This is a genomic window from Micromonospora sp. KC213 (assembly GCF_004348325.1).
In the GTDB taxonomy this organism is placed as follows: Bacteria; Actinomycetota; Actinomycetes; order Mycobacteriales; family Micromonosporaceae; genus Micromonospora.
In genome coordinates this window covers 22718-39759 of record NZ_SMKF01000007.1, presented here as the reverse complement: position 1 = coordinate 39759, position 17042 = coordinate 22718, and the positions used below count along the sequence as shown (strand labels likewise).

The window sequence follows — 17042 nt, the reverse complement described above, 5'->3', positions numbered from 1 at the left end:
GCCGCTGCGCGTCGGTCGGTCCAGCGAGCGTGCACCGGCGCCTTGTATCGGGGATGGGCCACATCAGGAGCGTGGAGATTTCAGACGAGGATGTGGGACACCAAGTGGATCCAAACGGGCGGCCAGGCGTCGCCCACGAAGGCGCGGGCCTTCTCGGTGAGGGCCTGCGCCGAGCCACCGCCGCCCTCTTGACCGGAGGAAACCGGCATCCCGCTGGGAGTCCTCGACCGCACCTGGTGGTCACGCAGCAACTTCGACCTCGTGCACGGTTGACGGTAGAAGGAGCAGCACCGTCTCATCGAACTTTGGGTGCAGCGGGTAGGGCCCTGATTCGCCGGGTGTTGTGCTCGATGCGGTCGGTGTGTTGGTGCTCGGACAGGAGGCCGGCGATCGCGCGGATGCCGGCGTCGAAGGATTCGCGTCGGCCGTGGTAGCGGCCCAGGATTCGCCAGTTCTTCGGGTGCCCGATGGCGTGCTCGACACGGATGCGTGGGGGAGGAGTGTCGTGCGTACCGTTGACCGGGGCCGACGGCCGGTCGGTGTGGGTCGTGCAGGTACATGGGCGACGCGACCCGGCGGGCAAGGGTGATACTCCGGCACGGCGTCGGCAGGCCGGGCGGCTCGCGGATCTGGTACGCCGGAGACGCGATCCTCGCGACCTGGTGGTGGTCTGCGGGGACTTCACCCTGCTGTCCGACAGCGAAACGTTCGGCGTGCTGGCCGAACTCGGTCTCACCGACCTGGTCGGCACGGCTGACACCCGGTCGTCGCACTACCGTAAGCCGGTGCGACACACGAGCTACCTACTGGTCTCCGACGTCGCCGCCGTCAAACGGTTCGAGATCCTGGCCGAGCCAGAGGTCTCCGAGCATCGTGCACTGATTCTCGACATCTAACCAGAGTCGGCACCAGTCACAGCCCGGTTCTCGGCCCTCCGAGAGCTACTGCTGGGACAGGCCCTGGCCGGGCAGCTCATCGGCAGGAGCAACCACAGCGGGCGGACCTCCTCGCCGGCCGCGCCTACGCCGCCGCGTTCCGGGCGGGCGGACCCGGGCCAGATAGTTGTCACGGACCAGCAGGCTCAGGGAGATGCTGCGCGACAACGGGTCGTAGAAGGCGGTCCGGTACTTCGGGTCTGTCGAGGTCGATGCCGCGAAATACACCATGGACAGCATGGCGAGAAAAGCAGCGGTCCGGACCAGCTCCCATGACGCGAACACCTCGATACCGAGAACCTGCGCCACCTGTGGCACACGACCGGTCCAGGTCTCGATGATGTCTGTGCCGATCGCCGCCATGCCGAAGATCACGAAGAACACGAACACGACCAGCGAGAACAACACCGCCTGGAAGGTCTGGGCCAACGCCAGCTTGGCGACGATGTTGACCCGCTCGCGGCGGGACACAGGCCGGCGCGGCGGGTGCGCGTCCCCGTTCGGCAAGACCCCAGACGGCCGATCCGCCTCGTGGGCGAGGGCGGCAATCGCCTCGCGCGGATAATCCGAGGCGACGATCTCCTTCATCTCGCTGAAGGAGATCGTCGCCGAAAAGCCGGCCGCCGCGCAGGTCAGCACGGCCGCCATGGCCCAGAACCGTGACCCGTCGAGTGCGGACACGACCTGCCATACCTCGGCGGCCAGGAAGCCGAATACGGACAGCAGGACAAACAGGGGCAGCGCACGCCCGGTCATCTCTCGCAGCGCCGTTGTCTGCCGCAGCCCTTCGCGCACCGACCAGGCAAGAAGCGACCCGACGCCCAGGTAGTTCAGAAGGACCAGCACGGCAGTGGCAGCGATGTTGCCGGCAACATCGCTGACGAAGTCGTTGCCCATCAGGGCGTTCAGATACGGCGCGAGCACGACGGCAACCGCGGTCGCCACGACCGCGGTAACGACCGGCAGCGTTCGGGACGTGGTGGAATCGATCCGCCGAGCCGCCCATCGGGCCGCCAGCAACGGTAGGACCAGGAGCGCCACCAGGACAAGGAGCTGCAGGGGGCGCAACGGCTGCTCCGCCTGCGGCCCGCCCTGCTGCAGTGCGTCCAGGGCGGTGGACAGAAGCTCCCAGGTCGAGATCAGCACCAGGGGCGGCAGTACGCGAGCGGCTGTCAGTGGGCGGACACCGACAGTGAAACTGGGCAGCCCCTGGCGATCGAACCATCGCTCGAAGGCGCGCCGCTGTCGGTCGCCCACGGTCGTCTACCTCCCACCCGTCGATCGCAGCCGTACCGGGCCACTGACGTCCACCGCGCCTTGTCACGCACTGATCAACGGATCCCGATCACGCACCGTCGGCACGCATCGGCGGGCCCGTCCACGACGTGCGATACGTCCTCGACCAGCGCCACCGCAGTGTACGCAGGGGCGGGACGGGTTTCATTCGCCCAGGAGCCTGCCCGAACGCTCCTCGCGCAGCTACTACTCGTAACGCGGATTTGCGACGTACTCCGGGAACAGCTCGGAGGCAGGCCCGGCTCGTCATGGGAGTCATCAACGGCGCGCTGGTTGGTCGGCTCCAGGCCAGGCCGGTCCGGAACGTCGGCGGTCAGCGGCGGCCGGAAGTCCTTCGCCGAGTGCTGGGCTGCCACGTCCGGGTGGTGGTTGCTGGTCAGGGAGACGGGGATCGCTTGTGAGGGATGCCGGCGCTCTCCCCGCAGGGACGGGTGGCGGTGAGGGCGCCGGCATCACGGTCGGGTCAGTTGGTTACGCGGAAGGTGGCGTCGCCGCGTGCGGTTGTGGTGGTGATCGGGTCGAGGCGGAGTTGGTAGGCGTAGTGGCGGATGTAGCGGTCGGGGTGGCTGTATGACTGGAAGGAGGACCAGGTCGGGTCGGCGAGGCCGGCGACCTGCAGGAAGGTGGCGTCGGCGGCGAACTGGGCGGTGCCGTCGTTGCGGACCAGTTGGAAGTCGTAGTTGGCGTGGCGCAGGAAGTAGCCGGGGAAGTTGACCGACTCGAAGGAGACGGTGCCGGTGCCGGTGAGGCCGGGCCGTAGCCGGAACTGGGCGTCGGGGCCGGTGATGTTCTGGTCGATGCGTACGTCGTAGTTGGCGTGGCGCACGTATCGGTCGGGGAAGTTGTACGACTGGAGCCGCTTGGCCGGGGTGCTGGGCCAGCGGGCGAGGACGCGGCCTTCCTCGGCGGCGGTGAGGGTCATGATGGAGCCGTGGCGCTTCTTGGTGGCGCCCATGTTGTAGCTTCCCGATGCCGGGATCTGGTAGGTGCTTACGGCGGAGGGGTTTGTCGTCGTGACGGGCATGTATCCGCGTCCGGAGGAGTACTGGTCGAGGTAGAGGGCCCACTCGTTGCGGTCGCGGAACTTCATCCACATCGGGCCTTCGACCTGGGAGCCGGTCAGGCCGATGCCGGAGAGGTTGCCGAGGTTGGTCCAGGTGCCGAGGATGGAGTTGCTGCCTTCGAGGGTGATCTGGCCGTCGCCGGAGGCCCGTACGTAGCGGTAGTTGCCGACGCCGGCCGGCAGTTCGACGATCTGGGTGTCGATGAGTTCCTGGGTGCCGGGGCGGTCGATGTAGATCCGCGGGGTGGTGATGGTGCGGAAGTCGGTGGTGTGGGTGTAGAAAATGCGGTGCTTCGTCTTGCCGTCGAGTGGCACGTTCGTCGCCCAGTACAGGACGTAGTCGTTGGTGTCGGGGTTCCAGATCGCCTCCGGCGCCCAGGCGTTGCGTCCGTCGGGGATCGCGCCGGCGACGTTGAGCAGCCACGGTTCCGACCAGGTGATCAGATCCGTCGACTCCCATACCACGAAGCTGCGGCTGCCGTTGTTGATGGAGCCGTCCACCGTCGACCCGCAGCCCCAGCACAGGTCGGTCGCGATGATCCAGTACTTGCTGCCGTCCGGGGAGCGGACCAGTGCGGGGTCGCGCACCCCGCGCGTGCCGAGCGGGGAGCGCAGGATCGACGCTCCGTCGTTGAGGTCGTTCCAGTGCAGGCCGTCCGTGCTGTGCGAGAGGTAGATCTGCTGACCGGTCGACCCCTCACCGATGAAGTGGACCATCAGGTAGCCCGGGTCGGCGGCGACGGCCCGCCGCGGTGCGGTCACCGACCAGGATGTGAACAGCAGACAGGCAGCAGACAACATCGCCACTAGTCTGACCAGGATCTTCGGCATTTGTCTCCTTTAGGAACAGTGAGGTGCGTCAGATGCGTGACCGTTGGAGCTGGTGGCCGTGCCGCAGGTGTGCTGTTCCACCAGGGCGAAGTCCGGCAGTGGAAGCGCCGACGATGTTGAGACGCTTGCCGCTGCGGCGGGCCTGCTCATGTAGGGCGTCTTCTTGAAGATGATGGAGCGAAAGGAAGGACCAGGGGAGCCGTTAGCGCTGACGCTTGGTCAGCGCCCTCATGGGGTCATGGATGTTTCGATTGTGTGTTAGCGTTCACAACTCTGACGTCAAGGGCACAGGCTAGGTGCGCCTGGCGCGGCCGTCAATACTTTGCCACCGGTGCAACCGGCGGCGGGCGGCCCGCCCCTGCGCGGCTCGCTGCAGCTTCCGTCGAGGTGGGCCGATGGCGGAGCGGGACCGGGATGGTCGCTGGCCGCGTGGTCGGCATCGTGGGTCGGGGTGCCGAGGCCCGTGAGCAGTTGGACGAGCAGGGTGAACCGCGTCGGACTGGATCTCAATTTCTTCGATCAAGGCTTCAGGCAGGGCTTTCCTTGCTTGTGGTGGCTGGCGGTGATGATCTCCGCAACCTGCCACAGTTGCGAAGCGCGGGTGTTGACTTGCCCCACGCTGATCGCTGAGGATGTGCCGCAACTCGTTGGATGCGAAACGTGTAACCGACCGGCGGGCAGCCGGTCATCGCTCGTCCGGGCCTGATGTGGCAGCGCCGCGGGTCCCGTCGAGCCGCATGTCGGGTGCCGGGCGACCGGCGCCGCGGGGGAGCTGCGCACCCAACCCGGGTGCCGCATTGACGGTTGACGTGCGGGCCGAGATTCGACCCTCAATGTTAGCGCTAACATAGAAAAGCGACTATTTTGTCTCGGGGGCCCGCTTACGGACGCCGCATTCCACCCGGAGTGAGCCGATGTGGCCCGCTTCATGTCAGCGGGCCCAAAATGACGAAAGGAAAGATGCTATGTCGATTGGTTTGCGCGCACCGTGAGGTGGCGTCGTCGCTGGCGGTCGGGTTGGCCGCTGCGGCAGTCGTGCCGCCGCGCACCGGGTGCGGGGTGGCCTGGACATCGGCACGGCGTTCGTGGTCAGCAGAGCTGACATACGGCGTAGCTGCCGCCACCCGAGCTGCGGGTGCCGCAGGAACAGCGTCAGGGTGCTACGGAGAGGGCGATCGCCGACTCGTACAGCGGTGACGTGTGAACCTCAAGTCGTACGGGCACCAGATCGCTCGGTTCTCCCAGCGCGGCACCTGTTCCGGGGTTGCGTGCGAAACGCGGATGCGCTCCTCCACTGATCTGGATGCGGATGCGGTGCCCCGGCTTGAAGTGGTAGGCCGTTGGCCACAGGGTGACCTCGACTCGCCGGACGCCGGAGGTGTCCGCTGCGCTCGCGCTCACCCGGGTGAGCCCGTCGCACACGTTCCACGAGCGGCCGGATGTGTCTACGTCACACAAGCGTACGAAGATGTCGAAGTGGTCCCGCGACGCGCCGACGTATACCGTCGCGGTGACGGGGCCGAGCACCTCGACCACGGCGTCGAGCGGATCGCTGGTGTAGGTGCGTACATCCGGTCGCGCTTCCAGGCGTCGGTTGTCCTGTCGCCCGGCTGCTGCGGCGGCGAGTCGAGGACCGCCGAGCGCGGGCGTGGGGTCGTTGGGGTCGTAGGTGAAGACATCGCGGCCGTCCCAAGCTGCTGGCGTGGTGTGTAGCCCTCCGCCGGCGTGCAGGTACCACGGCTTGGGCCGGGCCCCGGGTGGCGGCCATTGCGGGTAGTCGCGCCACTGGTTCGAGCCGCCGATGTGCACCCGAACCGGGTGTTCGCGTACGGGCCGGCCCTCGGCGTTGGCCTTGTACCAGGCCACGGCCTCGCTCACCAAGCATCGGAAGAAGCCGGAGCTGTTGTGTTTCCAGGGCCCGATCGTCAGATGAGGCGGGCGACCGGCTTTGCACAGAGCTGCGTAGTCGTCGAGTTGGCAGGGCAGCATGACGTCGTACCAGCCCCCGATCATGTGGATCGGTGCCTGTACGTCGGTCACGCGTGACCGGTGATCGCGTTCGAGCCAGTACTCTCCGGCGGTGTCGTTTTCTGCCAGCCATTCCTGGAAAAAGCCGACTCGCTGTCCCGTCGCGACCCGGTCGGCTTCCGCCAGCGGCAGGTGGGCAAGAGCAGCGTGAAGTCGGGAGCGGCGCAGCCACGACTCGATGAGGGTTGGCTGGCGTTCGGGGTCCGATCCCAGCGCGCCCAGTCCCCACACCCAGGTCAGCGCGCTGTCGAGGGAGAACGCCCCGCCGGTGTAGAGGGAGCCGGTGAACTGGGCGGCGGTCGCGGCCATCATCAACGCGACGAGCTGATCACCGGCGTCGGCCGCGAACCCCCATGTGGCGTAACCGCAATAGCTGAAGCCGAAGACACAAAGTTGGCCTGTGTACCACGGCTGGTCGGCCAGCCACGCAATCGTATCCAGACCGTCCGCCCGTTCGTGCCGCATCGGCGCGAACTCGCCAGTGCCCGCTGCGGTGCCGCGGCAGGACTGCAGTACGACGTGGAATCCCTGCGCGGCGACCGCGCGGGCGACGCGCGGGTTGCTTCCGCCGCGCCCGTACGGGGTGCGGATAAGAATGGTCGGCGACTTCCCTCGGTCGGTGGCGGGACTGTAGTGGTCGGCGGGCAGGCAAACGCCGTCGCGCATCGGTACTGGCAGGTCGCGCTCGATGGTGATCCGTCGGGTTGCTGGTGCGGGCAGGCCCAGCAGTCGGCGCATCGCCTCGTCCAAGGGCGTGAGCCGGCGTTTTACCGGCGGATGGCCGTTGCTGGACATGGGCGGTGTCCGGATGTCGGGCTGGTTGCTCGGCGGGTACTCGGGGTCCGCAGATGGACGAGGGGTGTGCATTGGTGCTGTACTCTCTGCTGTTAGCGTTAACATCCTCGGCTCGGCCGACCGACTGACGTGGAATTCTTGTCGCCCGGCGATGCCGGTTCGCGGGCTCGGTGAGTCGACGGCCGGCCGCATCGAGGCGGAACAGTCGACCGCTACCCTGGGCCCGTTTCATGATCGTGTCCAACGGGCTGCGACACATGATGATCGCTGTCGGAAGTCACGTCAAGCTTGGGCAAATCGATTCCCTCGTACTGGGATGCCGCTCCTCTACCTGTCGACAGGAATGCTGGATCGCACTGGCAATCCGGAAGTTTTTAAATTCTCCGGCCTATAGGGTGATGTGGTTCAGATAGGGCTATTTGGACAGAGTGGCAGCGGTGTTGGCGGGAGTGCGGATCTAACGGCACCTCTCTTGTCGACCATGCGGGTGCCGAAAACCTCATCCGCGCTGGGCAGGCCGAGCAGCGTGTCGCATTCGTGGAGGAATCCACCGAGTCGGTCATGTCGGTGGACGTTCAGGCGTATCAGGATTGCGAGGTCGGTGATCGGTGAGCCACCCCCGCTTTCATGGATCTTTTTGATCATGGTCTGATGGCCGTGGGGAGGAAGTTGTCCGTGGCAGCACCGAAGAAGTACCCCGATGAGCTACGTCAGCGCGCTGTGCGCCTGTATCGCGAGTCGGACCCGAAGCCGGTGATCCGGCGTCTGGCCGAGCAGCTCGGCGTGCATCACGAGGCGCTCAGGAACTGGATCCGCCAAGCCGAGGTCGACACGGGTGAGCGTCACGACCGGCCGACCAGCGAGACGGTCGAGGAGAACCGCCGGCTGCGCAGGGAAGTCGCCGAGTTGCGGCGGGCGAATGAGATCCTGAAGGCCGCGAGCGCGTATTTCGCGGCGGAGCTCGACCCGACCCGGCGACGGTCAGAGGTAGGCGGTGCGGGCCTATGCCATGGCGGCGTGCGGTTCGGCCAGGTCGCGGCTGGCCTTGGCGAGCAGGCTGACGGTGTCCAGCGGCACGGCGATGTGCCGCAGGTTGTGCGCCACGGCCGCGATGACCAGGTCCGCTTCTGTAGGCCACCGTCGGTAGACGGTGCGCTGCTGGCGCGGGCGCAGGCGGCGATGTCATCGACGGTAAGCCCGTTGTGGCCGGTCTCTGTCAGCAGGTTCATGATCACCTCGGTCCGGTGCCCTGCACGTCGACGATGCGACCAGAAGCGCCATCCGTCCGCACCAGGCGGCGTCAGCCTCATCTCCGTGCGTTCCGCCGGGTCGACGCCCCGTCCTCGATGGTGCGGCGACTGACCGGGCCAATTTCCCATACGAAATACGCCTGTTTGCTTGCGAAATCGCCGATGTAACGCCATGGAACGGTGGCTTGTGAGCAGGAAAGGGAAACAACCCGGTCGAATATGGACGGCGCGGGCGGGTTTGCGTTTCCTTTGCGATCCCGGGCGTACCAACGAGGCATGCAGATCGATCTCACTCGCCGAAAGTTCCTGTCCAGCCTCACTGTCGGAGCGGGTGCGGCGGTCCTGGGGTGGAATCCCAGTGCGCGCGCGTGGGCCACCGCCCCCGGTTCGACGGCAGGCATCGCGCAGATCCCCACATTGGACGGCACCCTCGTGCTGCCCGCCGACCCATCTCCCTTCACTGAGGACTTCGGCCACTTGGTCACGCGGCGCCCTCAGGCGGTGCTGACGCCCGGCTCGGTCGACGACATCAAGAAGATCGTCCGCTATGCCCGCAGCAACCGGATCGCGGTGGCCATCAACGGTCAGAGCGGCACCGGCAGCGAGGGCCGCCACTCCCACTCGCACTATGGTCAGGCTCTTGTCGACGGCGGCATCGCCATCGACCCGAAGCCGCTCGGCAGGATCCACAGCATCGGCGACGGCATCGCCGACGTCGACGCCGGTGTCACCTGGTCGACCCTGGCGCTGCGGGCGCTCGAGTCCGGCCAGACCCTGCCTGTCTACAACGACTTCGCCCATCTGTCGATCGGCGGTACCCTCAGCGTCGGCGGCCTCGGCGGGACCAGCCAGCGTTACGGCTCGCAGGCCGACAATGTCAGATGGATCCAGGTCGTCACGGGTACCGGCGAACTGGTCACGTGCTCCCGCAGCAACAACCCCGACCTGTTCGAGGCCGTGCTCATTGGCGGCGGTCAGTACGGCATCATCGTGCGGGCCGGCGTCAAGTTGATCCCCGCCAAGACGACCGCCCGTTCGCTGGAGTTCACCTACACCGACCGCGCGACGTTCCTGCGCGACTCGCTCGCCGTCATGCGTGCCAAGGTTGTCGACGATCAGAACGGCTACGCCGAACCGAAAGCCGGTGGCGGTTGGACGTACCGGCTCGCGCTCGGCATGTTCTTCTCCTCACCCGCCCAGCCCGACGTTGCCGCACTGCGGGCCGTGCTGTCGCCGCAGGCCGTCGCCGGCCCGACCACCGACATGCCGTTCCGTGACTGGCTGCTGCGCTTCGACCCGAACTGGGCCGCGCTCAAGGCCGCCGGGTTCTGGGGCAGCAAGAAGCCGTGGCTGATGATGTTCGTCAGCACCGAGAACACCCCCGCGTACCTCGACACCGTCCTCGGCGAGCTCACCCCCGACCAGATGGGCCCCGGCCCGATCCGGATCTCGCCGATGAGCGCCCGGCCGCTCACCCGCGAGAACTTCGTCCTGCCCCGCTGCTCCACCACCGAGTTCTTCGAGGTCAGCCTCATCCGCATCCCTGCGCCGGACCACCCGGACACCCCGGGCATGCTGGTGCAGAACCGCCGCTTCTACGACCGGGGTGTCAGCCTCGGCGCCAAGCGGTACCTCGTCGGTGCCGTGCCTTCGATGACCCGCACCGACTGGCGGACTCACTACGGCTCGCGCTGGAGCGCGCTCGTCGAAATGAAGCGCCAGTACGACCCGGCCGGCATCCTCACGCCTGGCCAGGGCATCTTCAGCTGATCCTGAGCCTGCCTTAAGGAGACCCAGACATGCCAGCACAGCGTCCGGAAGACATCCCCGGCCTCATCGCCGAGTCCTTCAACTCCAACGACATGCAGGCCATGCTCGACCTGTACGAGCCGGACGGCATCCTCGTCCAGCCGCCGGACGGCCGGCAGGCAGTGGGTCTCGAAGCCGTCACCGCCGAACTCAAGCCGATGTTCGCCGCTATCACCGCCGCGGACATCACGATGACCAGCATCATGCGGACCGGCGACATCGCCATGACGCACGCCGACTGGCATCTGGTCGGCGAGCACGAGGACGGCCAGGCGATCGATCTGCGCGGCAAGGGCACCGTGGTGTCCCGGCAGCAGGTCGACGGCACCTGGCGGATCGTTATCGACGACCCGGTCGGGCTCTGAACATGAGCACAGCGTTCAGCGTCCGCCTCCAGGCGCGGGCCTACGAGGTCGACCGGCAGGGTCACGTCAACCAGGCCGTCTACACGCAGTACGCCGAGCACGCCCGCTGGGAGTTCCTGCAGGCGGCCGGCCTCACCCCGGACGTGCTGGCCGACGCCGGGCTCGGCCCGGTGCTGCTCAAGGCGACCGTCCGGTTCCAGCGTGAGCTGCGCGCCGGCGACCACGTCGATGTCAGCTGCGTCATCAGCGGCGGCAAGGGCCAGCTCATCGAGCTGGTGCAACGGTTCCAGACCCCCGGCGGGATCGCGGTCGCCCGGTTCGAGAACACGATCGGGCTGCTCGATCTCGCCACCCGGCGGCTGGTGCCGGACCCGCGGGCCATGATGCGCGAACTGGCCAAACAACCCGATGTCCTGTTCCCCGACACACCGGAGCAGTCGCAGGCGAAGCCTGACAGCGCCGAGGGACAGGCGTGAGGCCAGGCCACCGGCGACCCCCCTTCCGCGTCGGTGGCCTGCCCGAGACACGCCGGCCGTCCCCGCGACTGCTCGACCGCCCGGCCCGGTACGGCGCTCGGCCCCTGAGACCAGGGCCGGCCGCCGCCGGGCCGGCCGGCTTCCATGTCACCGTCCATTGGACGGTGACATTGCCGTCTACTGCGCCATGGCGGCGGCACGGTGCTCCTGCGGGCTGACGCCGTAGACCCGCTTGAACGCCGAGCTGAGGGCGAATCCGCTGCCGTAGCCGACCTGCCGGGCGACGGCGTTGAGCGTGGCGTCGGACTGGCGCAGCAGGTCCGCGGCCAGGGCCAGGCGCCACTCCATGAGATACGTCATCGGCGGCGTGCCGACGGTGTTGCGGAAGCACTCAGCGAGCGTCGCCCGCGACACTCCGACTTCGGCGGCGACCCTGGCGAGGGTCCAGTCGCCGGCCGGGTCCTCGTGGAACAGCCGCAGCGCCTCGCCGGCGATCGGATGGGCCTGGGCCCGATACCACGCCGGGGCCTCGGAGTCGGGACGGTCGAACCACACCCGCAGCACGGAGATGAGCAGCAGGTCCAGCAGGCGGTCCAGCACGACGCCCTGCGCCGGCCCGGTCCGGGTGACCTCGCCGGCGAGGATCGGGATCAGCATGGAGTCCCACGAGTCGTCGGACACGACCAGCAGCGGCGGCAGCACGTCGAGCAGGCGCTGGCCGACTGCGCCGACCTCTTCGTACACCCCCAGCAGCATCTGCACGGAGCCGTCGGGGTTGCTGCCCCACGTGCGGACCCCCAGCGCCATGCGTTCGCGCAACTCGACGCCTTCGGGGGTGAGGCACTGCTGGCCGGGGTGCACGATGACCTGGGGCGGGGTCGCGCTGCCGTCGCTGAGCACATAGGGGTCGGGGCCGCGGACGATGGCGACGTCGCCCGGCCCGAGCCGCACCACCTCGCCATGGTCCGGCTGCACATACGCCTCACCGCTGAGCACCGCGGCGAGGCACAAGGGGGACCTGTCCTGGACCCGGATCGACCATGGCGGGTCCAGGACGACGCGGAGGAGAAAAGCCCCGCTGGCCCGCGGCCCTTCGAGCAATCCTGCGAGTGCGTCCACGTCGTCAATACTAGACGATGGATTATGCATCCCAGAATCTCGGCCATGGACCGTCCAGATGGCGCGGGTAACACTATATCCATGGCAAACGAAAACACGACATTGGTCATCGGTGGCACCGGTCGCGTCGGTCGCCGGGTCACCCAGAAGCTCGACAAGCGCGGCGTCAACGTCAAGGTCGCCTCCCGCAGCGGCGTGCCCCCGTTCGACTGGGAGAAGCCCGACACCTGGAACAGCGGCATCTTCACCGGTGTCAAGTCCGCCTACATCATGTTCTACCCCGAGGTCGAGTGGCCCGGCGCCAGTGAGTCGGTCGGCACCGTTGCCCGCATCGCCGCCGACGCCGGCGTGCAGCGCCTGGTTCTGCTGTCGGCCCGCAACCAGGAGGAGGCCGTGCTCTGCGAGGACGCCGTCACGAGTCTCCCGGTGGAGTGGACCATCGTCGCCCCGGCCTCTTTCAACCAGAACTTCGACGAGGGGGTTTTCCTCGAGCCGCTGCGTCAGGGCGTGCTGGCCCTGCCGTGCGGTGACAACTCCGACCCGTTCATCGACGCCAACGACATCGCTGACGTCGTCGTGGCCGCCCTCACCGAGGACCGCCACGTCGGGCAGCGCTACGAGCTGACCGGCCCGCGCCTGTGGACGTTCGCCGAGGGCGTCGCCGAGATCGCCCGCGCGACCGGTCGCGAGCTGCGCTACCAGCCCATCACCCGCGACGAGTTCGCCGACGCCGTCGTCGCCGACGGTGCCCCGCGCGAGTTCGCCGACCCGCTGGCCACCCTGATCTCCGAGTTCTTCGACGGCCGCAACAGCTCCCTCACCGACGGTGTCGAGCGCGCCCTCGGCCGCAAGCCCCGCGACTTCGCGGATTGGGTGGCGGAGGTCGCCCCCACCGGTGTGTGGAAAGCCGCTTGAGCTGACTCTCCTCCGACGGTGGTCCGGCCCGCAGGGTGCCGGACCACCGTTGTTCTCGTTGTGGCGTCTGTATCGCACGAACACTCGCAACCGTTGGCCGCACCACCGATGTGTCCGCCGGCCAGGAAACCCGGGCTGCCGAAAACCGGGTGCGGGAGGCCGGTCCCGCGTCGGGATCGCTCGTGCCCGGCCCGCCACGACCCAGTCCTCGCCCTCATCTCTGGTGCGGGCGTGCCGGCGGTCGACGTCACCGAGGCGGCAGACCCGGGACGCCGGACAGTTCGATCTCTACGATCGGCCGGTCACCGCGCCCGGTCACCGCGCCCGGTCACCGCGCCCGGTCACCGCGCCCGGTCACCGCGCCCGGTCACCGCGCCCGGTCACCGCGCCCGGTCACCGCGCCCGGTCACCGCGCCCGGTCACCGGCGGTCGGCAGCGGCGCACGGAACTTGCCGTCCTGCAGGGGGTGATCATCGTCTTCGTGCCGTCCAGCACGGCCGCGAGCAGGGGCATCAAAAGCCGGCTTCGGTCACTGCGGCGGCGAATGCGGGGCGTCAGCGAGAATAGGCTTTCGTCGGTGGGAACCCGTCGCGGAGATAACGGCGTCGTGCGATTTCACGACCGTCAGGAATGCACGGGTCCGGACCGGGCGCATGGGTTTAACCAGACATAACGACCATGTTCGATCGTCTGGCCGTTGATCACCTTCGGTTAAAGTGCCGTCACGTTCAGGTCGTGACCCTCGCACCACAGCGCCGCCGCGGCCTCGAGCGTCGCGGGCCGGTCGGGCCGGTCGCCGGGCAGCATCGGAACCACTCTGCTGCCCCCGGCCCGCACGGCCGGCTGGCGCAGGGCGAAGGACGACAGGACGCGACCCGGCCCGCACTCCACGAGCAGCCGGTCGCCCTCGTCGAGCAGCGCGCCCAGCGCGAGTTTGAAGTGGACGGTGTCGGCCGCCTGCCGGGCCCAGAACCGGGCGTCGCCGGCCTCCTCGTCGGTGATCGGCCGAGCGGTGTAGCCGGACCGGACGGGAAACGCCGGCGGCTTCGGCGACGCGCGGAACGACAGCTGCGCTGCGGCGACGGCCGGTTCCATGGCAGGGCTGTGGAACGGGACGGTCGACGGCACCCGCCGGACCATGAACCCGTCGGCGGTCAGCCGCGCCGCGGCGACGGCGAGTTCGGCGTCCGGCCCGGCGAGCATCGTGCGGCGGTCGGCGTTGACGGCCCCGACGGCGACCTGCCCGATCAGGTACGACTGCAGTTCGTCGGCGGACGCGGCCACGGCGAGCATTCCGCCCGCAGGGACCGCAACGGCGGCGCTCACCCGGCCGCGCACCATGGCGACGGCCTCGGCGACGGTGAACACCCCGGCGAGGGTCGCCGCCACGATCTCTCCGGCGCTGTGCCCGAGCACCTCGGCCGGTCTGACGCCCCAGCTCAGCAGCAGCCGGCCCAGCCCGTGGTCGACGGCGAAGAGCAGCGGCTGGGCCCGGCGGGGGTCGTCGATCGAGATGCCTGGACCGGTGCCGGTGCCGAGCCAGTCGACGCGGATGTCCGCACCGCCGGGTCCCCACGCCTCGAACACGTCGTCGACGGCGGAGCGGAACACGGGCTCGTCGTGGTACAGACTCACCGCCATGCCGTCGTGCTGGGAACCCTGGCCGGGCAGCAATAGGACGGCCGGCCGGGGTCCGCCGGCCGGCACCTGCCGCACGGGGGCGGCCACGATGTCGTCGAGGGCGCGGGCCGGCGTCGTGACGACCGCCCCGCGCACGGGCCCCGGAACCGGACGGGGGATCGGGGCCCCGGTGCGTGCCGCGTCGGTCACCGCGGCCCGGGCGGCACGTTCGGCTGCCGGGTCGGCTCCCGCCCAGAGCAGCAGCCGTGCCGTGCCGTTCGTCAGGTCGGTGACCGTCATGTCGCTGTCCTCCGGCTGGACGGGTGTGCCGTCAGATGAGGGAGATCCCGCCGTCGACGCTGAGCACCTGGCCGGTCAGGTACCCGTTGTCGAGGAAGACGCCGACCGTCGGCGCGACCTCCTCGGGGGTGGTGAGCCGCGGGACCGGCAGGTTCGCGGTGAGGTTCTGCCGGAACTTGTCGGTGGCGTTCGCCGTCATCCGCGTCTCCATGAAGCCGGGCGAGATGGCGTTGACCGTCACCCCGCGCCGGCCACACTCGGTGGCGAGGGTGCGGGTCAGCGCGATGACGCCGGACTTCGAGGCGGCGTAGGCGGTCTGCCCGGACGTGGCGACGAGCGCCGACGGCGACACCACGTTGATGATCCGGCCCCACCGCCGCTTCACCATCGACGGCAGCACCGCCCGGCACGCGTGGAATGTGCCCAGCAGGTTCGTCTGGATGACCTCGGCCCACACGTCCGGCGCCTGGCTCATCATCAGCGCGTCCTTGCGGATGGCTGCGTTGCTGACGAGGATGTCGACCTCGCCGAGCTGCTCGGTGATCCGCCGGTGCATGGCGCTGACCGACTCCCAGTCCCCGACGTTCGCCTGCACGACCGTCGAGTCGTTCGTGAGCTGCTCGCTGACCTCTCGGGCGCCGTCGGCGGCGCTGTTGTAGTGCAGCGCGACACGGCACCCTAGCCGGTCGAGCTCGATCGCCACGGCGGCGCCGAAGCCGCCGGACGCACCGGTCACCAGCGCGACCGGCTTCTCCGGGCGCGGCGCCGAGACCTGCCGTCCGTCCATGGTGGATTGCGTCATGACCGCCACTCCGTCGGCTCGCCCGCGCCCCACTCGATCAGCGCGGTGACCCAGACCATCCCGGCGCCGAACGCCGCAAACATGACCCGGTCACCCTTCTGGATGCGTCCCGCGTCCAGTGCCTCGGCCAGGGCGATCGGCATCGAGCCCGCCCCGGTGTTGCCGTAGTACTCGATGTTGGTGATCAGCCGGTCCCGGGGCACACCGCTGTGCTCCACGATCGAGTCGATGATGCGCAGGTTCGCCTGGTGCGGCAGCAGGTGGTCGATGTCCTGGGGGCCGAGCTGTGCCGCCTGCAGGGTTTTGCGTACCGACCCGACGGTGAACCGGATGGCGTGCAGGTAAATCTCGTTGCCCTTGATCTGTGCGTAGTGCAGCTTCTCGCGCAACGTCTCCTCGGTTGCGGGCATCCGGCTGCCGCCGGCGGGGATCTTGAGGCTGTCGACCTTTGAGCCGTCGCAGCCCATATCCCAGCCGCGCAGCCAGCTGCGGCTGTGCGGGGCCAGGACGACCGCGCCGGCGCCGTCGCCGATGAGCACGCTCAGGTCCCGGTCCTCAGGGTTGACGACCAGCGAGTGCGTGTCGGTCCCGATGAGCAGGATCGGGCGCGGGTCGATCGCCATGAGCCCGGCCGCGACCACGAAACCGTAGGCGAAGCTGGCGCACTCAGCGTTGACGTCGTGGGCGCCGCCTGCCGTACCGAGCTCGCGCTGGACGAAGGCGGACGTGGCCGGCGACAGTTGCTCCGGCGTGCCGGAGGCGAGAATGAGATGGGAGATCTGGTCGGGCCGCAAACCGGCGTGCTCCAGCGCACGACGGCCGGCTTCGACGGCCAGGGAGGCGGTCGTCTCGCCGGGGCCGACGACCCGCCGTTCCCGGATGCCGGTGCGCTGCACGACCCAGTCCTCGTCGACGCCGAAGCGGGCCGAGAGTTCCGAGTTGGTCAGTCTGCCTTCGGGCACGTACTTGCCCCAGCCGATGATGCCGATGCCGGACATCCGTGGCTCCGCGGTCACGCGTCTCCGGTCGCGCCGGCGACCGGAGACGAGCCGTTGGCTGCGGAGAGCAACTGCTGGTGGATGCTGCGGAACGTGATGGTGTCGTCGACCTGTTCGGCAATCGACGCGTCCACACCCAGGTCCGGGTACCGCTCCTGCATGTCGCTGACCCACTCCATGAGGTCGAGCGAGTCGACACCGGAAGCGGTCAGGGGGGTGTCGGGATCGAGGTCCGAGATCCGGCTCACGGCCTTCAAGCGGTCGACAGCCACCTCGAGAGTGGGAAGGTTCATGGTGAGCTCCTGTTCGTCGGTGATTCGGCGCGTCCGGTGGACCGTACGAGTGCCGGTGCAATCGCGCCGCAATCCGCAGGCGCCGTCGGACGGCCCGCTCGGCACCGGCGGCCCGGCCGAGAAGACACGTGCGGGCCGCCGATGGTT

At 68.6% G+C, this 17042-nt stretch carries 14 protein-coding genes; 6 read left to right on the top strand and 8 right to left on the bottom strand.

Annotation, left to right across the window (positions count from 1 at the left end; genetic code table 11):
- Positions 1-548 precede the first annotated feature (548 nt).
- The gene (locus E1166_RS03505; protein WP_207913981.1) at positions 549-896 is read left to right on the top strand and encodes a hypothetical protein; all 348 of its coding nucleotides are present in this window, start codon (positions 549-551) and stop codon (positions 894-896) included.
- Positions 897-941: 45 nt separating this feature from the next.
- Here E1166_RS03505 and E1166_RS03500 read toward each other — a convergent pair whose 3' ends face one another.
- The 3 genes from E1166_RS03500 to E1166_RS03490 form a co-directional block, all read right to left on the bottom strand.
- Positions 942-2192, bottom strand: coding sequence for a hypothetical protein (locus tag E1166_RS03500; protein WP_132335712.1), 1251 nt, complete (start codon positions 2190-2192; stop codon positions 942-944).
- 502 nt (positions 2193-2694) lie between these two features.
- Complete coding sequence (locus tag E1166_RS03495) at positions 2695-4125, bottom strand: glycoside hydrolase family 43 protein (protein WP_132335710.1); 1431 nt, start codon at positions 4123-4125, stop codon at positions 2695-2697.
- 1152 nt (positions 4126-5277) lie between these two features.
- Positions 5278-6948, bottom strand: coding sequence for a CocE/NonD family hydrolase (locus E1166_RS03490; protein WP_165944226.1), 1671 nt, complete (start codon positions 6946-6948; stop codon positions 5278-5280).
- Positions 6949-7575: 627 nt separating this feature from the next.
- Between E1166_RS03490 and E1166_RS03485 the strand changes: the two genes are divergently transcribed.
- The 4 genes from E1166_RS03485 (at position 7576) to E1166_RS03470 (ending at position 10848) form a co-directional block, all read left to right on the top strand.
- Complete coding sequence (locus tag E1166_RS03485; protein WP_132335706.1) at positions 7576-8310, top strand: transposase; 735 nt, start codon at positions 7576-7578, stop codon at positions 8308-8310.
- Between the two features lie 164 nt (positions 8311-8474).
- Complete coding sequence (locus E1166_RS03480) at positions 8475-9968, top strand: FAD-binding protein (protein WP_165944225.1); 1494 nt, start codon at positions 8475-8477, stop codon at positions 9966-9968.
- Between the two features lie 29 nt (positions 9969-9997).
- Entirely contained in the window at positions 9998-10372 is a 375-nt protein-coding gene (locus tag E1166_RS03475) for a nuclear transport factor 2 family protein (RefSeq protein WP_132335702.1), read from the top strand.
- A gap of 2 nt (positions 10373-10374) precedes the next feature.
- Positions 10375-10848 (top strand): thioesterase family protein, encoded by a 474-nt coding sequence (locus tag E1166_RS03470; RefSeq protein ID WP_132262757.1) that lies wholly within the window; start codon positions 10375-10377, stop codon positions 10846-10848.
- A 177-nt stretch (positions 10849-11025) separates the two neighbouring features.
- Here E1166_RS03470 and E1166_RS03465 read toward each other — a convergent pair whose 3' ends face one another.
- A complete protein-coding gene (locus tag E1166_RS03465; RefSeq protein WP_132262754.1) occupies positions 11026-11967 on the bottom strand; it encodes an AraC family transcriptional regulator in 942 nt (313 codons plus the stop codon).
- An 81-nt stretch (positions 11968-12048) separates the two neighbouring features.
- On the opposite strand from E1166_RS03465, the gene E1166_RS03460 reads away from it, so the two are divergent.
- On the top strand, positions 12049-12882 hold the full coding sequence (locus E1166_RS03460; protein ID WP_207913979.1) for an NmrA family transcriptional regulator: 834 nt from the start codon (positions 12049-12051) through the stop codon (positions 12880-12882).
- A 711-nt stretch (positions 12883-13593) separates the two neighbouring features.
- On the opposite strand, the gene E1166_RS03455 is transcribed toward E1166_RS03460, so the two are convergent.
- The 4 genes from E1166_RS03455 to E1166_RS30725 are packed head-to-tail and all read right to left on the bottom strand — an operon-like array spanning position 13594 to position 16895.
- Positions 13594-14802: an acyltransferase domain-containing protein gene (locus tag E1166_RS03455; protein WP_132335700.1), complete on the bottom strand. Its 1209-nt coding sequence runs from the start codon at positions 14800-14802 to the stop codon at positions 13594-13596.
- 31 nt (positions 14803-14833) lie between these two features.
- On the bottom strand, positions 14834-15604 hold the full coding sequence (locus tag E1166_RS03450; protein WP_207913977.1) for a 3-oxoacyl-ACP reductase family protein: 771 nt from the start codon (positions 15602-15604) through the stop codon (positions 14834-14836).
- Positions 15601-16602, bottom strand: coding sequence for a ketoacyl-ACP synthase III (locus tag E1166_RS03445; protein ID WP_132262750.1), 1002 nt, complete (start codon positions 16600-16602; stop codon positions 15601-15603). Before E1166_RS03445 ends, E1166_RS03450 begins: the two co-directional genes overlap by 4 nt.
- A 14-nt stretch (positions 16603-16616) precedes the next feature.
- A complete protein-coding gene (locus E1166_RS30725; RefSeq protein ID WP_132262748.1) occupies positions 16617-16895 on the bottom strand; it encodes an acyl carrier protein in 279 nt (92 codons plus the stop codon).
- Positions 16896-17042: the final 147 nt, after the last annotated feature.

What these genes read in the sequence shown, in the direction of transcription:
- E1166_RS03495 (WP_132335710.1), bottom strand. Translation starts at nt 4,125, where the DNA reads ATGCCGAAGATCCTGGTCAGACTAGTGGCGATGTTGTCTGCTGCCTGT.
- E1166_RS03490 (WP_165944226.1), bottom strand. Translation starts at nt 6,948, where the DNA reads ATGTCCAGCAACGGCCATCCGCCGGTAAAACGCCGGCTCACGCCCTTG.
- E1166_RS03485 (WP_132335706.1), top strand. Translation starts at nt 7,576, where the DNA reads ATGGATCTTTTTGATCATGGTCTGATGGCCGTGGGGAGGAAGTTGTCC.
- E1166_RS03480 (WP_165944225.1), top strand. Translation starts at nt 8,475, where the DNA reads ATGCAGATCGATCTCACTCGCCGAAAGTTCCTGTCCAGCCTCACTGTC.
- E1166_RS03475 (WP_132335702.1), top strand. Translation starts at nt 9,998, where the DNA reads ATGCCAGCACAGCGTCCGGAAGACATCCCCGGCCTCATCGCCGAGTCC.
- E1166_RS03470 (WP_132262757.1), top strand. Translation starts at nt 10,375, where the DNA reads ATGAGCACAGCGTTCAGCGTCCGCCTCCAGGCGCGGGCCTACGAGGTC.
- E1166_RS03460 (WP_207913979.1), top strand. Translation starts at nt 12,049, where the DNA reads ATGGCAAACGAAAACACGACATTGGTCATCGGTGGCACCGGTCGCGTC.
- E1166_RS03455 (WP_132335700.1), bottom strand. Translation starts at nt 14,802, where the DNA reads ATGACGGTCACCGACCTGACGAACGGCACGGCACGGCTGCTGCTCTGG.
- E1166_RS03450 (WP_207913977.1), bottom strand. Translation starts at nt 15,604, where the DNA reads ATGACGCAATCCACCATGGACGGACGGCAGGTCTCGGCGCCGCGCCCG.
- E1166_RS03445 (WP_132262750.1), bottom strand. Translation starts at nt 16,602, where the DNA reads ATGTCCGGCATCGGCATCATCGGCTGGGGCAAGTACGTGCCCGAAGGC.
- E1166_RS30725 (WP_132262748.1), bottom strand. Translation starts at nt 16,895, where the DNA reads ATGAACCTTCCCACTCTCGAGGTGGCTGTCGACCGCTTGAAGGCCGTG.